The organism is Sunxiuqinia indica (assembly GCF_009847015.1).
In the GTDB taxonomy this organism is placed as follows: Bacteria; Bacteroidota; Bacteroidia; order Bacteroidales; family Prolixibacteraceae; genus Sunxiuqinia; species Sunxiuqinia indica.
Genome location: NZ_WVEM01000004.1, coordinates 25,206 through 44,521, shown reverse-complemented (window position 1 = coordinate 44,521; position 19,316 = coordinate 25,206). Strand labels below are relative to the sequence as shown.

The window sequence follows — 19,316 nt, the reverse complement described above, 5'->3', positions numbered from 1 at the left end:
TGAATCATTTCATTCTTTTATTCTGAGAATTGATCAGTCTTTTTAGATATTTTCTTGAGTTCTTTCTTATTATTAAAACGAATTCTCGTTCTAAATTGTGATTTAACTAAATTAATAAATTGCAGGGGATTAGAAAATGAAGTAATAACTTTTGTTTTTTTTTATGAAGAAATAGGATTGAAAGAAGATCAGATTATCACTCGAAATTTTGTCCCTTTTCCAATCTCGCTGGAAACATTCACCGTAGCCCCATTTTTATCCAGAAAGTCTTTGGTTAAAAACAAACCAACTCCGGAGCTGGATTCTCCTTCTGTTCCTTCTTTGGAATGATCTTCACTGTAGGTGAACAGTTTCTGAAGGATATTTTCATGCATGCCAACACCTGTATCTTCAATTTCAATGATCGTTTTATTGTTTTCGCTAAAAACCCGAATGAATATTTTGCCCTTGTTTTCCGTGTATTTAGTTGCATTAGAGAATATGTTTCGTAAAGAGGTACGAATCATTTCTTCATCAGCATAAATCATTATTTCCTCTAAATAATAATCTTCAAAAATCTCAAATTTCTTTAGCTCTATCGTATGTTTAAACTGCGATAAAATATCTTTAAAAACAGGAATGAGGTTGAAATGTTCCTTATTGGCTTTCAGCTGCAGCAGATCATTTTTTGACCAGATTAGCAGGTTTTCGAGCGTGTGATACACGGCACTGGTGTTTTGGCTTAAAGAGCTGAGCACATTTTTTAGAAAAACTTTATCGTACTGATCAAAGCTGTTGAGTATTAATTTAAGAAATGAATCCATTGTACTCACCGAGCCTCTTACATCGTGTGATATCAGTGAGAGTAGTCTGGATTTTACCTTGTTGAGTTTCTCCAGCTCATCGGTTTTTTCTTGCAGCTTTCTATTTGTGATGAGCCATTGCAAGTCCGTTTCAATATGTAGTTTTACCTGATTTAGGAGTTCTTTGTGTGTTTCGCTATAATTATTCTCTTCATTGTCGAAAAGACAAACCGTACCAAAAACTTCACCATCAGGCCAGTTTACCGGAAAGCCCATATAGGAAGTAAACTCTGTTTTATAATTTTTCCACACCTCATCTTTTCTTGAATTGGTTACTATGAGTTGTTTCTGTGTGCCGATAACTGTTTCGCAGAAAATTCCCTGATTCAATTCGACTTTGAGGTTTTTCTTCAAGGATGTATTTTGGTGTTCGGTCACTACAAATACTTCCAGCGAATCTTCGTTAAGTTTCATAATGGAGCCTACATGGGCATTAACAACCTGGGCCACGGCGTCAATTAGCGATTGCCATTTGTTAATGGTCAAATCAATTACTTCAGGTTTCAATCCCGAACCGATCAAAACCTCCATTGTCTTATTTTCTTTTCGGATCTGGACTTCCGCGTACTTTCTCTTATCGTCCATAAATTAAGTATTTATATCAGGAAACGTCTTGTCGGGCGTGGCGTGGCGTTGATTTTTGATAAATATAGGGAAATAAAAATCATCAGATCGCAAAAAATTGTTAACATTTCTGATTGATTAATTTTGATTTAATAGAGTGAGTTCTAAACAAAGAAGATGGCAATCGGATTTTCTCTGATTGCCATCTTCTTTGTTTAGCTATACCTGACTTACAAACCTTTTATTTCGCTAACCAAGGTTTGTAAAGTATCTTTTGCATTTCCAAAAAGCAAACGAGTTTTATCATCAAAAAACAAGCTGTTTTCAATACCAGCATAGCCTTTTCCCCGACCACGTTTCATGACAATTATATTTTTGGCTTCGTGCGCCTTTATTATTGGCATGCCTGCAATTGGGCTTCCAGGGTCATTAATGGCAGCCGGGTTAACAACGTCGTTCGCTCCAATTACAATAGCTACGTCGGTATTGGGCATGTCCGGGTTGATATCGGCCATTTCTACCAATTTATCGTAAGGAACGTCAGCTTCTGCCAGTAGTACATTCATGTGTCCGGGCATTCGTCCGGCAACCGGGTGAATAGCATATCGAACATTCACTCCCTTGTCTGCAAGTAAGAGGTCGAGTTCATGACAAATGTGCTGAGCCTGAGCAACCGCCAATCCGTAACCCGGAATAATGACTATATTTTGCGAGTAGGCCAGTAAAACAGAAGCGTCACTCATGGTCATTTCTTTCATCGTTCCTTCAGCTCCGGCAGCTGCAGTGCCACCACCTCCAAATGCGCCGATAATCACATTCAGCAAGGATCGGTTCATCGCTTTACACATCAGTAGCGTTAAAATACTACCGGCTGCGCCAACCAGAATACCGCCTAAAATCATGGCTTGGTTGTTATAAATAAAGCCAGCCATAGCTGCGGCAATTCCGGTAAAGCTGTTTAGCAACGAAATAACAACCGGCATATCGGCTCCACCAATCGGCATGACGAAAAGTACTCCGTAAAGAAGCGATACAAAGAGAAGCAAATAAATAGCCCAATTAAGTTCAGCTGGTGTTTGCCCTGACAGCAGAATGAAAATTGCCAATCCGAACGTTCCAACCAATAATGCGAGATTAACAAAGCTCATGTAACCAGCCCGGATATCTTTTACCTTCCCGTCCAACTTCCCGTAAGCAATCATACTTCCACTAAAGGCCACACTACCAATAATTAAGCCCAGGAGTGTTACGAGTACCGAGCCCCAATTGCTCATGTCGGCATTTGGGAATTCTAGTAGAGCAACTAGTGCTGAAGCTGCTCCACCCGTTGCATTGTAAAATGAAACAAGCTGGGGCATGGCAGTCATTTTTATTTTTCGGGCAATGATCCAACCAATGGCAGAACCAACGCCAATTGCTGCCAGAATAATCCAGACGTTTGCCGGTTGGATACCTACTCCATTGGCATTTTTATGCAAAAGTAAGGTTGTGAGCATGGCCAGGACCATACCTCCGCCGGCATAAAAATTACCACGACGAGCGGTTTCGGGGTGGCTAAGCAGTTTTAATCCGATAACAAACAAGATCGCTGCAAGTAAGTAGCTCAATTCGAGGAGAGTGCCTCCAATCGTATAGTCAACACCGTTTAATGTTCCGAGTATTTTATCCATGGGACCTCCTATTTTTTCTTCTTTTTAAACATTTCCAGCATGCGGTCGGTAACCACGAATCCGCCAACGACATTGAGGGTGGCAAAAATGATAGCGAATATTCCCAGGATCAACTCGGTGTTGATGGTTGTTGCATCAGCATGGCCAACCAAAATGATTCCACCGATAATGATAACACCACTAATGGCGTTGGCTCCCGACATTAGCGGGGTATGGAGAACAGCAGGTACATTGGAGATGACTTCAATCCCCAAAAAAATGGAAAGAGCGATAATAAAAATCGCTTCCTTGTAAGTATAGAAAAAGATTAATATTTCATTCATCGTAGTTGGGTTTTAGCTTTGAACGACAGATTTTACACGTTCATTGATAATTTCTCCGCCATGAGTTATGCAGGTTCCTTTTATAATATCATCCTCAAAATTCAGGTTGAATTCTCCTTCTTCGTTAAACAGAAGTTCGAGGAAGTTTAAAATGTTTTTTCCGAACATCTTGCTGGCATCAGCTGGCATTAAGCTTGGATAATTCGACTGTCCGATGATGGTGACTCCATGTTCCACCACGGTTTTATTGTCTTGCGTGAGTTCGCAGTTTCCGCCGGTTGAGGCTGCCAAATCAATTATCACCGAACCCGGCTTCATGGCTGCTACAGCTTCTTTGGGAAGAAGCAAGGGGGCTTTGCGCCCCGGAATTTGTGCCGTACAGATCACCACGCTGGCTTTTGCTGCATGGTCATTGATCGCTTGCTGTTGCTTTTGCTTAAACTCATCGGTTTGCTCTACCGCATAGCCCCCCGCAGCAGCATCTTCTTTGGCACCTTCAACTTCTATAAACCTGGCTCCAAGGCTCATTACTTCTTCTTTTACTGCCGATCGAACATCGAAAGCCTGAACCTGTGCGCCAAGTTTTCGGGCAATAGCAATTGCTTGTAATCCGGCAACTCCGGCGCCTAACACCAGCACCGTAGCCGGGCGAATGGTTCCGGCAGCTGTCATAAACATAGGAAAGAAGGAGGGTAGTGTGAAGGCTGCCTCGAGTACTGCTTTATAGCCGGCAACAGTTGCCTGTGACGATAACACATCCATCGCCTGCCCCCGTGTTGATCGCGGAATGGTATCCATACTAAACGTGGTTATTCCTTTCGAGACAAATTGTTTAACCAGGTCAGTGTTCCACATCGGATTATATTGGCTGAGCCACATTTTGCTCTGGTCAAGTGCTTCTACTAACCTTTTGTCGGGAGGTTGAATACCGATCAGAAAATCAGCTTTTTTCAGCACTTCTTCTCTCGGTGAAACAGTAGCTCCGGCTTCTTTGTAAGCTGCATCAGTAGCTAATGCAGACTCGCCAGCTCCGATTTCAACAAGTACCTCCACTTTGCGTTTGGTAAGGTTGGAAACAATTTCGGGTAAGAGGGCAACCCGGTTTTCCGATTCCCCCTCTTTTAAGAGTCCAATAAGCATAAATAGTAAAATTAGATTACAAAATTAAAAGCTCTTCTATTTCGTGTTGCTATATTCTTCTTTTTGACTCCCTGCTAATATAATCATTTCTCAATCGTTTTGAAACATAATCAGATACGACTTTTTAATGAGTGCGTTGAACTTAGCCTCCTGCACTCTGTATGCTTGCAATTTGTGAAAAACTATTTCTGAAAAAGCCGATATAAATGCTTGAAGAAAATATCTTTGCATATTCATTTTAAAAGAAAACATTATGCAGACTTGGTTTGAATGCAAAGTAAAATATGTGAAGATTGATCAGGATGGTCGCGAACGAAAAGTAACAGAGTCTTATTTGGTAGATGCGGTGTCGTTTACCGATGCTGAAACGCGTATTATTGAGCAAATGCAGCAGGTCGTGCGTGGCGGCGAATTTCTGGTTGATAACATTAAGAAATCAAATATTATAGAAATATTTCCTCACGATGATGGAGAATACTGGTTCAAGGCTAAAATTGGTATTGTAACGATCGATGAAAAAGCCGGGAAAGAAAAGAAAATAAACAACTACTTTTTGGTGGCAGCTGATGATTTCAAGCAAGCTCTTCAGCGGTTGGAAGAAGGACTCTCTTATATTTTGGTGCCGATCCAGATTACAGCCATGAACCTGAGTACCATTGTTGACGTGTATCCTTATTTTAAAGATGATGTCAATGAGCCACTTCCTCCACACTTGAAACGCATTGAGCCGGAAGAAGAGCCAGTGGCTGTAACACAGGCGCCTGTTGCAAGCGATTTTGAAGAAAACACAGAAGACGACGAAGCCGCTGCGGTTAATGAAGAGAATGACGAGGAAGAGTCAAAAGAGTAATTGAGATCATTTTAACTCGATAATGTAAAGATCGTTCCAGGTCTGTTTCTGAATCGTTATCAACTTAATACAGGCTGCTTGCAGTTCGAGAAACGAGTTCTGGATGACAAAAAAATATAAAAAAGCTCCGATTCATATTTAAAAGAATCGGAGCTTTTTTGTATTCTTATTTCAGAAATTAATCTTCAATAGGCTTCAAGGTATCTACTCCAATAGTTCCTTCCAGTTCATTCAGGTACTCGGATGAAGAAACCCTGCTTAGCGTTTCTTTAGCTGCTTTTAAGCGTTCCTGTAAATTCAGGCGGGCGGTTGTTTCCGCAAAATTCTTCAGGTTGATGATCCGTTCAATGTAAGCTACACGCTTAGTCCATTGCTCAATATCACGCTTTTGTTTTTCAACCAAACGAGCTTTATACCAATCGCTATTCAGCACCGCTTCACGGGTAAACATGGCGCGAATTTTAGGATCATTGCGATCTTTCCCCTTGTACTTACCATCTACCATGATGTGAACCAGAGCCTTCAGTGGCGGGCAAAGCATATCCACTGTACCATCGCGCATCAATCCTTCAGCCACTCGTCTTTGAGTAATGCTTAGATTTTCGATTGACGCTACAAACATGTCAATGTCTTGTTTTTCAGGGCGCAACATGTCGTCGCTGAAAACCGCATCAGGCTTACTGAAGATACGAGCCAGGAAGTGAGTTACAAACTTCAGGGTAATTCGGTATCCCAACAAGCTGGCATCAACTTCTTTTCCTTTATGCTTGAAGTTTTCAATTTTTTCCAAGTACCCGTTTTCTATTAAGAATTTTGGATCGCGCTCCTCAACTGACATCCGACACCAGATTTCAGGAACCAGCAAACTAACATCGTGATCAACTTTATATTTTGGTCCAACATAGCCCGCTGCTGAAGAGAAACCATCGTAACCTGTTAAGATGTATGACAAGAATGCATTATTCAAGTCAGAAGCAGGTAACAAGGAGTTGAAAGGCCCTTTGGTTAATGCCCCTTCAGAACCAAACCCGGTGGTTGATGGAGATTTCCCGGTTATGCTACATATAAAATCGATAAACAATTCAGGCAATTCCTGATAGTGAATTGGATTATAAACGGCCAATGGTGGTACATTATTTTCAGGTTCGGCAGGGTTATTTCTGCGACCTGGCAATACTGCGTTCACCGGAGAGTGTACCGGTTGATCCAGCGGAATTTTTCTGAAAATACGTGTACCCACTTCGGCAACATATTTATCCGTTGAGTCTACCAAATCAGGCCTTGTTTGTAAGTATCTCGGATTTTTAGAAGGCACACCATTTACCAAACGGGGTTCCGAAGGAACCACCAGGTAATCGGTGGTCCCGATTTCTAAAAAGTCGTTAATTAAGTCTTTCACAGGCTGAGTGTACAGCTCAAAGCCAATTGCATCGTCTTTGATTTCCTGCACCTGCTCACGTGTCAATGGTTCAAAGTTTGACAAGAAGGTATTCGGACTTGAAAGATCTTTTTCACCTTGCTTATCATACCCTTTATGCACACAATCATCAGGTCGCTGGAATAAACGTGATTCGCAGTTGGTAAGTAATTTTACGCTTTGATTTTTATATTCGGTATTTAAGTTGTTCAGGTTTTCTGATTTCAACGTTACTGATGCTGTTATATCATCCTCTGCCTGAACTTTACTTGACGGATTATAATCCTGACGTAATAGAAAAATGCGCCATGAGTTATCCTCGTCATGTCCAACTCTCAGGAAGTTCGACAGCAGTTTATCATTCTGAAATTTCAGTTCATTTCCGGGCACACCATTTACTTTATCCACCGAGAAGTATTTTCGCCAATCTTTATCCCAGTCCGCACTGTAGTTTCCTTTAATCACATAAATCAGTACTTTGATTCGTTGCGGAAAGGAAGTCAGCCATTCGTTGTATTCATCGGTATATTCTTCAGCAGGAGTCAACAACTTTATCACTGAGCCTAAAGAACGTCGACGGCTTAAAATATGACGTGGTTTATTTTTTGAATAGTCGGGAGAAACTTTGAAACGTTTTGAGTAGTCTTTCGACATGATTTCTTCAACAATGTCCAGATCCTTGTTCAAATCAGTAACAATAACTGGTCCCTGAATCATGGCATCTTTAATCGATTTTGAGATCTCTGATTTTCCACCTCCAGAAACAGTACAAGGTTTGTGACAAAGTGTTCCTTCGGCCATAGTACCTACCAGATGCCACTTCGGTCCTTCAATACGCTTTTTCATTTCTACTTTGTACCCATTCGGATAAATGTAGTGTTTGTAGGGAAGAAGTTTAATAACCTGCTCTGCTCCACTTGTTGACCATTTAATTGTTTGCTCCATCAGGTTAAATCGGGCATCTTCAGGAATATAAATAATATCCCGGTATTTTTTGTCAACCGCATAACCTTCCTTTTTCAAATCCAGCATATCGGCAAACAAGTAGATAAAGGAAGCGAAATTCAGCCCATTATTGGGTAAACGTTCATCTAGATAGCATTTTTCACCCAGGTTATAGCTAGGGAAAGCGATGGCTCCACCGGCATGTTCTTCCTCTGCCAAACCAAATAAATTGGCTGAGTAGCCAATCATGGTTTTTACTTCCTTCTTGCAATATCCGTAGTAGTTATCGGCAATTAACGTGATGGCCACACCTCGTTCGTCACGAGCTGCAATTTTAAAAGCACTACCGTCATTGTATTTCTCATCTTCTTTTTTCCAGCACATACCATCACGACGCTGGCGTTCAGTCGCGTTATCGTAATGCGGAAGACCAAGCTCTTTCTTGGTCAGTTGTGTCAAGTGCGGCGCAAGAATTACACATCCGGTGTGTCCGGTCCAGTGTTCCGGATCTAATGCTGCATCATTTTCGGGCAGGAATGGGTCGCCGGCATTTCCGAAGATTGACTCCACAAAGTCAAGGTTCGATACCAAACTTCCAGGAGCCAGAAAACACACTTCCATCGATTTTTCAGATATTACTCCCGGAACCTCAGGAACAACAATCGGGCGTAACATCAATGTAACGAATAACTCAGCCACGTCTTCCTGATTTGCGGTGAAGGGCAATTTCAGTAGCTCCTTTGGTGGATTCATAGCCGCTTGCAACAGTTTGCAGAATGTTGTTTTTGGGACTGCCTTCTTATCATCAGGAATTGGCAATCCGCCTTCACTAACATGAAAAACTCCTTTTGTTGTTCTTCTGTCTTCTTTGGGGTTGTTCAGAACGCCCTGCGCTGTCCGATAAGATTTTACGATATCTGTTTCATACAAATCAGCAGTTGGTGGTATTGAAATCATCCGAGCCAATCCGTAACGATCTAAAATAAAAGGATGGCTTGGGAAATTAACAGTATTATCACCCGGAACATCACTAAGATAGTCCGAAATAAAATTCCGGATCCGATCTCCCATGGGAGATGTATTTTTTGATAGCAACCTCGACTTGACATTGTAGTTATTCAGAAGAGGCATGGCCATTTCAAGAAAATCGGATTTAGCTCCACTGGTGCACGTAGGATAACCATCAGCGGCCAATTTAAGGTTGATATATTGGATCTTTTTTTTGTCTGACACGTCAGGCTTATTCTTATCGATGCCGATCCCAAAGGTTCTATTTACAGTCATGATATATATTTATTTGGTTATTATTTTAATCGTATCTGATTGTTCAGCCAAACTGAATAATCAAAATTTAAGCTTGCTGTTGATCTTATCTAATCTTTAATTCTGACTGAATCTTAATTTTCCGAACCGGACAACAGCTAATGAATTAATTCTACTCCTGTTAAATAAGTACGTTCTTTATAACTAAGATGTTCAACGTAATATTGAATCAAATCAGATTTCCCTAATTAGCCACGAAAATAGGCAGAAAATGGTTTCTATTTCAGAAAAAGATAACTCGTAATTCAATTTTAACACAAAAGTTACATCATAAAAAAAGGAGCCGTAGTTGCTCCTTTTTAAGAGTTAGATTTAACGTTATCTTTTCACATCTACCAATGCTCCTTCTATGATACTTTCAACCACATCTTCATCCAACAAAGTTGAGGTGTCCCCAAGATTGGTTACATCGCCTTCCGCTACCTTACGCAATATTCTACGCATAATTTTACCACTTCGGGTTTTAGGAAGCCCCGGAACAATTTGCACCAAATCCGGTCGTGCAATAGGTCCAATAATTTTTGTAACTCCTTGCATAATACTTTTTCGAATTCCGTCAACTCCTCCTGTTGATAATTCGCCACAAACCACAAATGCGTAAACTCCCTGTCCTTTAATGGCATGAGGATATCCGACAACCGCAGACTCATTTACCAGTGGATGCTCATTAATGGCATTTTCAATTTCGGCAGTACCTAAACGATGTCCCGACACGTTGATTACATCGTCTACTCGTCCGAGGATTCGGTAATAACCGTCTTCGTCGCGTTTAGCACCATCACCGGTAAAGTACAGCTTATCGTAGGTTGAGAAATACGTTTGCTTAAATCGCTCGTGATCTCCCCATAACGTGCGGGCTATTCCCGGCCAGGGGTATTTTATACAGAGATTTCCCGCTACCGAATTACCTGTTAATTCTTTCCCTTCGTTGTTAACAATTATTGGTTGAACACCGGGAAGTGGCAAGGTTGCAAAGGAGGGCTTGGTCGGAGTAATTCCGGCAACAGGAGAAATCAAGATCCCACCGGTTTCGGTTTGCCACCAGGTATCAACAATTGGACATTGGTTGCGCCCAACATGATCGTGATACCAGTGCCAGGCCTCTTCATTAATAGGCTCTCCAACTGTTCCCAGAACTTTAAGCGAATCGACTTTTTTCCCTTCTAAAAAATCGTTACCCTGCGCCAGTAGGGCTCGAATAGCTGTTGGTGCCGTGTAAAATTGATTGACCTTATACTTGGCAACAATATCCCAAAAACGGCCGGCATCAGGCCAGGTGGGAATTCCTTCAAACATGAGGGTTTGTGCTCCCGTCAGCAACGGACCATACACAATATAGCTGTGACCTGTAATCCAGCCAATGTCTGCTGTACAGAAAAATACGTCTCCGGCATTGTACTGAAAAACATTGTTAAACGTATAAGCAGAGTACACCATGTACCCAGCAGTGGAATGAACGATTCCTTTTGGTTTTCCGGTTGATCCTGAAGTATATAAGATAAATAGCGGATCTTCCGAGTCCATTTCTTCAGCAACACACTCAGTAGATTGTCCATCAACCGCCTTGTGCCACCAAATATCACGACCAACAACCATCTTCACATCTGATTTTGTTCGTTTCAGAACAACCACCGTTTCAATGGTTGGGCATGTTTCGAGGGCTTCGTCCGCAATTTCTTTTAAGGGGGTAATTTTCGATCCCCGAAAACCGCCATCAGCCGTTAACAGGAGTTTGGCCGATGCATCGTTAATACGCTCCTGAAGTGCGTTTGCTGAAAATCCGGCAAAAACAACCGAGTGAATTGCACCTATTCGTGCGCAAGCCAAAACGGCAATTGCCAGTTCGGGCACCATGGGCATATACAATGCAACCCGGTCTCCTTTTACAACGCCCAGCCGTTTCAGTGTATTGGCAAATCGATTTACTTCTTCAAATAATTCCCTATAAGTTAGTGTTCGTGATTCATCGTTGGGATCATTGGGTTCCCAAATAATAGCCGGTTGGTTCCCATGCGTATACAAATTCCGCTCAAAAATATTCTCGGTAATATTGAGCTTCCCATTCACATACCACTCAATACTGGGTTCGTCAAAATTCCAATCCAATACTTTATCCCATCGCTTGCGCCAATAAAAGCATTCGGCTTGCTGTCCCCAAAAAGCCCGAGGATTAGCGATACTTTTCTGATATTCATGAATGTAGCCTCCCAGACTGTGAATCTTGTTTATCATTTTATTCGTTTTATAGGTTATTTTCAGGTGCTAATTTGATTATACTAATTTAAACTGAATAAAAATAAGATGCAAGGCGGGTAGCTTATACAGTCAAACCGATGAAGGATTTGAAACGACAGAAGCATGCCTCACACAGCGCTTATTTCCCAAATAATATACCACTTAAAGATTAAGATCGTGCTTTGTTCTCCCTAATTAGACTTAACAATTGGCAATAAGAGTAAGTTCGAATACTCTACTTCGCTGGGTACTCTTCAAAGCACAGTAGCTTGATTTGGAAGATCAATATTAAATGAATAGATTTGTAGACTGATTAGTCGATTCAAAATGAATACAAAAAGAGACCAAATACTAGATACGGCACTTAAATTGTTTGTAAACAATGGTTTTCACGCCACGCCCACTTCAAAAATAGCAAAGGATGCTGGCGTAGCGACAGGCACTCTTTTTCATTATTTTAAAACCAAGGAGGAGTTAATCAATACCCTTTACCTTGAAACAAAAGATAACCTAACGAATTCTCTTTTAGAGAACGTAAACGTGCAAGAAACGCTTAAAGCTAAGTTTCGCCAAGTCTTTTTCAACTATATTTTTTGGGCCGTCGATCACCCGAACCATCAACAGTTTTACACCAGTTACAGCAATTCTCCATTTATCACGAATTTAACAAAAGAACATGGTCTACAGCGATTTCAGTTTATTTATGAACTAATTGAAAAGGGACAGGATGAAGATATTTTAAAGGCGGTTCCTATCGATCTGCTGGTTGAGGCAATGCAAGGACTGTTAAACGGTATCATCAAACACTTGATGGAGAATCCTGAGAAAATGAATGAAGAAAAATACCAGAATGATGCTTTTAAGCTGTTCTGGGACACCATAAAAGGGTAAAAATTTTTTAATCAATATAGACTGATCAGTCTATGGCTTATTAAATAGAACAAACGATGAAAACAATTAATAAGAACACCCCAATTTTAGTTACAGGAGGCACAGGATATCTGGCTTCTTGGATCGTTAAACGATTATTGGACGATGGATATACTGTTCATACAACTGTCCGGAATAAATCCAACCAAGAGAAATTTCAGCACTTATTAGATTGTGCAGAAAAGACTAAAGGTAAACTTGAAATATTTGAAGCAGATTTGCTGATCAACCAATCTTTTGCCGAGGCAATGAGTGGTTGCGAATTGGTAATTCACACGGCTTCTCCCTTCAAAATTTCAGGAATAAAGAATGCCGATAAAGAGTTGATCCAGCCGGCGCTACAAGGAACACGGAACATTTTATTCTCAGCCAACGACATAGCTTCAGTCAAAAGGGTGGTGCTCACATCCAGTATTGTCGCCATGATTGGCGACGCCGCAGACATTAAAGAATTAAACAACGGGCTGATGGCTGAAAAAAGCTGGAATACCACCAGCAGCGTGAACCATCAACCTTATCCGTACTCTAAAACCATGGCAGAGAAAGAAGCCTGGAAAATTGCAGAAAAACAAAATCGCTGGGATCTGGTTGTTATCAATCCCGGGTTTATCCTCGGTCCATCATTAAGTAAACGCTCCGATTCTACCAGTATCGATCTCATGATTCAGCTTTATTCAGGGAAGTTTAAAACCGGAGCACCAGCCGGAGCTCAAGCAATGGTTGATGTTCGGGATGTCGCCAAAGCACACATTCTGGCGGGGCTTACCCCTTCGGCTTCCGGCCGACATATCACAGCTGGCCACCAAAAAGATTTTCTGGACATTGCTAAGATTGTTGGAGAGAAATATCCCAATTATCCTGTTCCTAGAAAGCATGTTCCCAAATGGCTATTTAAACTACTTGCCCCATTATTTGGTTTTACAAGGAAATATGTTGAACGAAATGTGGGACATGATATCGTCTTCGACAATTCGTATATTAAGCAAGATCTGAAAATGACATTTATTCCATTTGAGCAAACGATTCTGGATCATTTTAATCAGCTGGTTTCAGATAAGCTAATACCAGATAAAAGATGATGAAGTGAGCATCTAAAAGTTCTTACACACGGGAGTGCGAATAGGAGCCAGTACCATTTACTCTGGTAAAAAGCAAAAATTATAAGCACATGAAAAATTTGACAGCAAACGTAATAGGTGCAACCGGACTTGTGGGGAGTTATTTAGTCCGTTTATTATTGGAAGATGATCGTTTCGGGGAAGTAAACATTTTTACGCGTCGGACAACTGGCATAAAACACAAAAAACTAAAAGAGCACTTGGTTGATTTTGCAAAAACTAGCAGCTGGGCTGAGAAACTTCAGGGGGACGTTTTGTTTTCGTCATTAGGAACAACCCGCAAGAAAGCCGGCAGCATAAAAAAGCAGTTTTTAGTGGACTATACCTACCAATACACTGTTGCTGAAGCTGCCGCACAGCAGAAAGTCAGTAACTATGTGCTGATTTCATCCGCTGGGGCCGATGCAAAATCCAAAATTTTCTACAGTAAAATAAAAGGAGAACTCGACGACGACGTGAGAAAACTTGATTTTGAAAAAACAATTATCTTGCGTCCCTCCATACTCGACGGGCAGCGAGGCGAACAAAGAGGCGCCGAGCAGCTCAGTCTGAAAATTATTCGTTGGCTAACCAAGTTTGTGTTTAAAAGGTATCGGCCTATTCATGCACAAGATGTGGCTAAGTCAATGATCAACTCCGTTTTTCGCAAGCACGACACGCCTTCATATTCAATATACACATTGGATGAATTATTTGAACTGGCATCGGATTAAGATTGACACCCTTCTTGAATTAATCATCATCGCAATAAGAGGCAGGCAGATATTATCCTGATTTTTCTATATTTGCGCTATGCTACTAATTGCTTGAGTGAGTTGGTATGGGCAAAGAACTGAATGAAAATTGGAATAGTGATGAGCTATTTATCATCAACCGGATGATTGATGGTGATAAACAGGCTTTCAGGTATTTCTTCGACAAATATTATGCGGAGCTCTGCAATTTTGTTAATATTTATTTGAAAGACACTGTCCTTTCGGAAGAGGTTGTTCAGGATATTTTCGTTTACTTTTGGGAAAATAAATCAAAGATAAATGTCAGCTCTTCAGTCCGATCCTATCTTTTTAGTGCAACAAAATACAGAAGCTTAAATATGCTTCGGGAGCAAAAGAGCTTTGAGCGACTCAAAGAAAACATAAAGCATGAAAAGAGCATTGTTCCGGATCAGGAATTAGAAGCTTTCCCGAATGTGGAAGACTTCAGGAATTTATTGGATAAAGCCATTCATGAACTTCCGGACAAATGTCGTACAATATTTCTTTTGAGCAAGAAAGAAGAACTCTCAAACAAAGAAATTGCCAACCGGTTAAACATCTCGGTTAAAACGGTAGAAAGCCAAATGACCATTGCCTTAAAAAAACTCAGATCTACCTTGTACCCTCATCGCGAAAAACTTTTCGTACTTTTTCTTGCAAACCGGATTCGCGAATAAGTCGCTCAAAAACAATTACCTAAAGCCCTCGTATCCCAACTTCTTTGTCCACAACGTAATTTTCTCAACTATTTTTTAGGGGTTAGCCCTATTCGGTGTTACTTATTAGTAAAGCGACTAATTATGGCGACAAATGTCCCTTGGAAAAAAATACAATATTACCTTCAAAACAATGAGGAGTCATTTGATGAAGAATTCAAATTATGGCTGAGCTCCAATAATGAGAATAGGAAATTGTGGGAGGAATTACAGGTAACTTATTCTGTATTTGGAGAAATGCCTGAGGAATATAATCCAAACAAAAAGCAAGGTTGGACACAGGTTGAGAAAAGAATTGAAGTACGCGGAAAGAGAATTAGGGTTAATCAGTTTATGTTGAGAATTGCGGCTTCAATTCTTTTAGTTATTGCCGGTGGAGCAGTTAGCTGGTTTGTTACGAACCAAGCTGAACCCACATATACCGAAATTTATTCACCTTACGGACATAAAACACAGGTTACCCTCCCCGATAATTCAATAGTATGGCTGAATGGCGACACTCATCTGAAATACGAAAGTAGCTTTGCTCATTCACGTTCGTTACAACTGAATGGAGAAGCACTTTTTGAAGTAAAAAAGAATACGAACAAAGTATTTACCGTGCAATCCGGCGACTTGAAAGTGGCGGTGTATGGAACAACGTTCAATTTCAAACATTACAACAAAGAACAAAAAGCTGAAGTGGCATTACTCGAAGGAAGTGTTGGACTTTTCAGTGATGATCAGTTTTTAACTCAAATGTCTCCGGGAGAGGTTGCAGAATACAACGTTGAAACCCGCAAGACAGAACTATCTCAAGGAAATATTGCACAAATCATTTCGTGGAGTACCGATGAATTAATCATCGAAAATGAAACATTTAATAACGTAATAACCTATTTAGAAAGATGGTATGGTGTGGATATTCGTGTTGAAGACGATCTTGAAATTAATCAGAGATTGAGTTTTAAGGTGAAAACCGAAAGTTTGCAAGAGCTGTTTTCAATTATCAATCACATTACTCCAATCAACTATAAAATTGATGGTAAAACCGTAATAATATCAAAGAAAATGTAAACGCTACGTAATAATCAAGAGGCCCACTTAATAAGCAGACCTCTCTAATCTATTTTTTGTTTAACCGCAAATCTGCAAAATCTCAAGCGCCAACTTAAAGGATTGCAGAAATGCACAAAAATGTATGACAAACTTATGAAAAAATTGTTGAATTCAGGCGGGGACAGTCAAAGCTTCTCCCCCTGGGCTAAAAGATTCTTAATTATGAAATTAACGTTAGTCTTTTGCTTATTTTTAGGTCTGCTCAGCAGTATGGCTGAAACGACGGCCCAAGAGACCAAGCTCAATCTAAAGATTCAAAGTGGTACAGTAAAAGATGTAATTGAAGAGATCGAACAACAAACGGAATACTCGTTCATGTACGACAACAACGTTTTTGATGTCACCCGTGCAATCACTGTAAACGTTGACAATTCAACGGTCTCAGAAGTTCTCAGTCGCATTATTGAAGGCGAAAACCTGGCGTATGAGATTGTCAACCGTTACATTGTCATCTCGGCAAAAAATCCATCGGTTACACAACAGACAATTCAAAAAGTATCTGGTACAGTGACCAACGTAAAAGGAGAAATACTTCCCGGTGTTACTGTAATTATTCAAGGTACAACAAATGGAACGGTAACCGATTTTGATGGAAACTATTCGTTATCAAGTATCTCATCTGATGCGACTTTGGTGTTTTCCTTTATAGGAATGAAAACTCAGGAAGTTCCTGTAGCCGGGAAAAGTCAGATTGACGTTACCATGCAGGAAGAATCCATCGGATTAGATGAAGTGGTAGCTATTGGCTACGGTACAATGAAAAAGAGTGACCTTACCGGATCTGTCTCAAGTGTAAGCAGTGATGATTTCAATAAAGGACCGCAATTATCGACTCAACAGTTGATCCAAGGAAAAATATCTGGTGTAAACATTAGTCAAAATAGTGGTAAACCAGGCGGCTCAAACACCATTCGAATTCGTGGTGGCACGTCTATTGGTGCATCAAACGACCCATTATATGTAATTGATGGTGTACCGATTTCAACATCAGATGTTGGTCAATCCAACATTGGTAATTATTCTACTAATATCTTTGATCAGGAGCCAACAAACCCTTTGATGACACTTAACCCAAATGACATCGAATCAGTGAACGTTTTAAAAGATGCATCTGCCACTGCAATCTATGGATCTCGTGGTGCTAATGGTGTGATCATGATCACCACAAAAAGGGGAAAAGCCGGGCGATCTCAAGTTTCGTATGATGTATCATCAGGCTTTTCAAGAGGAGCAAATACTTTAGACGTGTTGTCTGCTGACCAATACAGAGAAACGGTTATTGATATCGCAGGAGCTGATAAATTGACCGATAAAGGAGCAAATACCGATTGGCAAGATTTAATATACAGAACAGCTTTTCAACAAAATCATTATTTGTCACTGTCAGGCGGTAATGAGAGTACTAGCTACAGGGCATCAGTAGGATACGGTACTCAAGAGGGTATCATGTTGGCATCTAGTCTTGAGCAGGAAAACATCAGGGTTAATATTAACCACAAAGCTTTGGATGATAAATTATCATTCGATCTTCGTATGAACTATGGGCAAAACTTATCAGACCAATCGGCTATTTCCAATACTGTTGGTAGTGAATTTGGTTCCAGTTTGAACTATGAAGCGTACGTATTCAATCCAACCTATCCGGTTCGTGATTCAGAGGGGAACTACAATCATGTCCCTCCCTTCCGCATTAATCCGGTATCTTACTCAACTGATGTTATCGACCAAAAAAGCAACTCTCGTTTTTTGGGGAATCTATCTACCACTTATCAAATTGTTGACCCATTAAGCCTTAAAGTTAATTTGGGCTACAACAGACAAACGATCGATAGAAATTCCTATATCAGTAAAACCAATCCTCAGGGAGAAGGATCGGGAGGTTACGCCAGTGTTCAGAAATTAGCTGATTATTCTAAACTGATAGAAACTATTTTAAGTTTCGATAAGACCTTTGGGAAGAACACAATCAATGCAATTGCTGGTTATTCATACCAATACTTTAAAAATGAAGGGCTGTGGAATACTGCAACGGGATTTCTTTCTGATGAGTTCAGATGGTACAGTTTGCAAGCTGCCAGCTCTATTGAAAGTGTAACAAGCTTTCTTGGGAGTAACAAGCTGATTTCCATGTATGGGCGTGTCAACTACAATTATGACAGTCGTTTTTTATTTACAGCCACAGTACGTAGGGACGGTTCAAGTCGATTTGGAGCTGGAAACAAATGGGGTATTTTTCCTTCAGGGGCTGCTTCCTGGAGAGTATCACAGGAAAAGTTCTTCCAGAGTAGTACAATCTCTGATTTGAAACTTCGTGCCAGTTATGGGGTGACTGGTAACCAGGAAATTGGTAACTACAGATCGATCTCTACTTTGGGAGCCAGTTCGTCTGGCTATCTGGTTGGAGGGAGCAGGGTAACAGTTGTTTTACCTCAGCAATACGCTAATCCTGATTTGAAGTGGGAACAAACTGCTCAGCTTAACTTAGGTTTGAATTTCGGATTTTTTGATCAACGGATTTTCGGTAGTATTGACTATTACCGCAAGAAAACGTCCGATTTATTGTTAGAGATAGCTGTTCCTTCCCCATCACCGATCACCACACAACTAGCAAACGTAGGAAGTGTTGAAAATAAAGGGATTGAATTTGAAATTAATGCAAAAGCAATTGACAAAGGAGTTTTTACATGGGATGTAAACTTTAACTTAAGTGCTAACCGTAACAAGATTTTGAGCTTGTCCAATGATCAGTATCAAGGGAATGAGATCAAATCAGGTCCCGCTGGTGGATTGTCAGGAGTTTATTCACAGCTGATTAAAGAAGGTGAATCACTTGGTATCTTCTGGGGACGTGTGTTTACGGGTATTGTTGATGGAGTTGAACAATTTGAAGAAGGCAACACAATTATTGGTAATGCACAACCAGACTTTACTTTCGGATTCAGCAACACTTTTACCTACAAAAACTGGGACATGAACATTAACATGAGAGGTTCGGTAGGAAATGATGTTTATAATGCAACAGCCAACTATTTGGGCTACTTGGTTGATCTTCCTGCGAGGAATGTAATCACGGAAGCAATAACCAGTGGAGTAACCAAAGACCAGCCAAAACAATTCTCATCAAGGTGGATTGAAGATGGCTCATTTTTACGCCTGGATAATGTGAGTCTTGGATACAACTTTAATGTCAAGAGTACATTTCTATCTAATGCAAGAATATATGTGTCCGGACAAAATTTATTCCTCATAACCAGTTATTCAGGTCTTGATCCTGAAGTAAACTCTGATGTAACCGGAGGTTCAGGTGTCCTACCTTTAGGAATTGATTACATGGCTTATCCTAAAGCAAAAACCATAAGCATTGGTGCTAATATCACATTCTAAAAGTAT

Annotated in this window: 13 protein-coding genes; 7 read left to right on the top strand and 6 right to left on the bottom strand. The window is 40.5% G+C overall.

Annotated features, from left to right (window positions below):
* Positions 1-188: 188 nt before the first annotated feature.
* The 4 genes from GR929_RS07220 to GR929_RS07205 form a co-directional block, all read right to left on the bottom strand.
* The gene (locus GR929_RS07220; protein ID WP_159518316.1) at positions 189-1,427 is read right to left on the bottom strand and encodes a GAF domain-containing sensor histidine kinase; all 1,239 of its coding nucleotides are present in this window, start codon (positions 1,425-1,427) and stop codon (positions 189-191) included.
* Positions 1,428-1,636: 209 nt separating this feature from the next.
* Positions 1,637-3,076, bottom strand: coding sequence for an NAD(P)(+) transhydrogenase (Re/Si-specific) subunit beta (locus tag GR929_RS07215; protein ID WP_235934131.1), 1,440 nt, complete (start codon positions 3,074-3,076; stop codon positions 1,637-1,639).
* Between the two features lie 8 nt (positions 3,077-3,084).
* Positions 3,085-3,399 (bottom strand): NAD(P) transhydrogenase subunit alpha, encoded by a 315-nt coding sequence (locus GR929_RS07210; RefSeq protein WP_159518314.1) that lies wholly within the window; start codon positions 3,397-3,399, stop codon positions 3,085-3,087.
* 12 nt (positions 3,400-3,411) lie between these two features.
* Positions 3,412-4,539, bottom strand: a complete 1,128-nt coding sequence (locus GR929_RS07205; protein WP_159518312.1) for a Re/Si-specific NAD(P)(+) transhydrogenase subunit alpha — start codon at positions 4,537-4,539, stop codon at positions 3,412-3,414.
* A 253-nt stretch (positions 4,540-4,792) separates the two neighbouring features.
* Here GR929_RS07205 and GR929_RS07200 point away from each other — a divergent pair, with 253 nt between their 5' ends.
* Positions 4,793-5,389 carry a DUF4494 domain-containing protein gene (locus tag GR929_RS07200; RefSeq protein WP_159518310.1) on the top strand — a complete coding sequence of 199 codons (597 nt, stop codon included), beginning with the start codon at positions 4,793-4,795 and terminating at the stop codon, positions 5,387-5,389.
* Positions 5,390-5,567: 178 nt separating this feature from the next.
* Here the strand turns inward: GR929_RS07200 and GR929_RS07195 are convergent, their stop codons facing one another.
* Together GR929_RS07195 and acs are read right to left on the bottom strand one after the other, a co-directional pair.
* The gene (locus GR929_RS07195; protein ID WP_159518308.1) at positions 5,568-9,035 is read right to left on the bottom strand and encodes a hypothetical protein; all 3,468 of its coding nucleotides are present in this window, start codon (positions 9,033-9,035) and stop codon (positions 5,568-5,570) included.
* A 357-nt stretch (positions 9,036-9,392) separates the two neighbouring features.
* Positions 9,393-11,306, bottom strand: a complete 1,914-nt coding sequence (gene acs, locus GR929_RS07190) for an acetate--CoA ligase (protein WP_159518306.1) — start codon at positions 11,304-11,306, stop codon at positions 9,393-9,395.
* Between the two features lie 330 nt (positions 11,307-11,636).
* Here acs and GR929_RS07185 point away from each other — a divergent pair, with 330 nt between their 5' ends.
* The 6 genes from GR929_RS07185 (at position 11,637) to GR929_RS07160 (ending at position 19,310) form a co-directional block, all read left to right on the top strand.
* Positions 11,637-12,200 carry a TetR/AcrR family transcriptional regulator gene (locus tag GR929_RS07185; RefSeq protein WP_159518304.1) on the top strand — a complete coding sequence of 188 codons (564 nt, stop codon included), beginning with the start codon at positions 11,637-11,639 and terminating at the stop codon, positions 12,198-12,200.
* Between the two features lie 56 nt (positions 12,201-12,256).
* Positions 12,257-13,318, top strand: coding sequence for an SDR family oxidoreductase (locus GR929_RS07180; protein ID WP_159518302.1), 1,062 nt, complete (start codon positions 12,257-12,259; stop codon positions 13,316-13,318).
* Positions 13,319-13,407: 89 nt separating this feature from the next.
* Complete coding sequence (locus GR929_RS07175; protein WP_159518300.1) at positions 13,408-14,070, top strand: NAD(P)H-binding protein; 663 nt, start codon at positions 13,408-13,410, stop codon at positions 14,068-14,070.
* A gap of 107 nt (positions 14,071-14,177) precedes the next feature.
* The gene (locus GR929_RS07170; protein ID WP_159518298.1) at positions 14,178-14,789 is read left to right on the top strand and encodes an RNA polymerase sigma-70 factor; all 612 of its coding nucleotides are present in this window, start codon (positions 14,178-14,180) and stop codon (positions 14,787-14,789) included.
* A 123-nt stretch (positions 14,790-14,912) separates the two neighbouring features.
* On the top strand, positions 14,913-15,884 hold the full coding sequence (locus GR929_RS07165) for a FecR family protein (protein WP_159518296.1): 972 nt from the start codon (positions 14,913-14,915) through the stop codon (positions 15,882-15,884).
* Between the two features lie 204 nt (positions 15,885-16,088).
* Positions 16,089-19,310, top strand: a complete 3,222-nt coding sequence (locus GR929_RS07160; RefSeq protein ID WP_201300927.1) for a TonB-dependent receptor — start codon at positions 16,089-16,091, stop codon at positions 19,308-19,310.
* Positions 19,311-19,316 lie beyond the last annotated feature (6 nt).

Coding starts and splice junctions, on each gene's coding strand:
- GR929_RS07175 (WP_159518300.1), top strand. CDS start 13,408: ATGAAAAATTTGACAGCAAACGTAATAGGTGCAACCGGACTTGTGGGG.
- GR929_RS07195 (WP_159518308.1), bottom strand. CDS start 9,035: ATGACTGTAAATAGAACCTTTGGGATCGGCATCGATAAGAATAAGCCT.
- GR929_RS07160 (WP_201300927.1), top strand. CDS start 16,089: ATGAAATTAACGTTAGTCTTTTGCTTATTTTTAGGTCTGCTCAGCAGT.
- GR929_RS07165 (WP_159518296.1), top strand. CDS start 14,913: ATGGCGACAAATGTCCCTTGGAAAAAAATACAATATTACCTTCAAAAC.
- GR929_RS07200 (WP_159518310.1), top strand. CDS start 4,793: ATGCAGACTTGGTTTGAATGCAAAGTAAAATATGTGAAGATTGATCAG.
- GR929_RS07170 (WP_159518298.1), top strand. CDS start 14,178: ATGGGCAAAGAACTGAATGAAAATTGGAATAGTGATGAGCTATTTATC.
- GR929_RS07205 (WP_159518312.1), bottom strand. CDS start 4,539: ATGCTTATTGGACTCTTAAAAGAGGGGGAATCGGAAAACCGGGTTGCC.
- GR929_RS07180 (WP_159518302.1), top strand. CDS start 12,257: ATGAAAACAATTAATAAGAACACCCCAATTTTAGTTACAGGAGGCACA.
- GR929_RS07210 (WP_159518314.1), bottom strand. CDS start 3,399: ATGAATGAAATATTAATCTTTTTCTATACTTACAAGGAAGCGATTTTT.
- acs (WP_159518306.1), bottom strand. CDS start 11,306: ATGATAAACAAGATTCACAGTCTGGGAGGCTACATTCATGAATATCAG.
- GR929_RS07220 (WP_159518316.1), bottom strand. CDS start 1,427: ATGGACGATAAGAGAAAGTACGCGGAAGTCCAGATCCGAAAAGAAAAT.
- GR929_RS07185 (WP_159518304.1), top strand. CDS start 11,637: ATGAATACAAAAAGAGACCAAATACTAGATACGGCACTTAAATTGTTT.
- GR929_RS07215 (WP_235934131.1), bottom strand. CDS start 3,076: ATGGATAAAATACTCGGAACATTAAACGGTGTTGACTATACGATTGGA.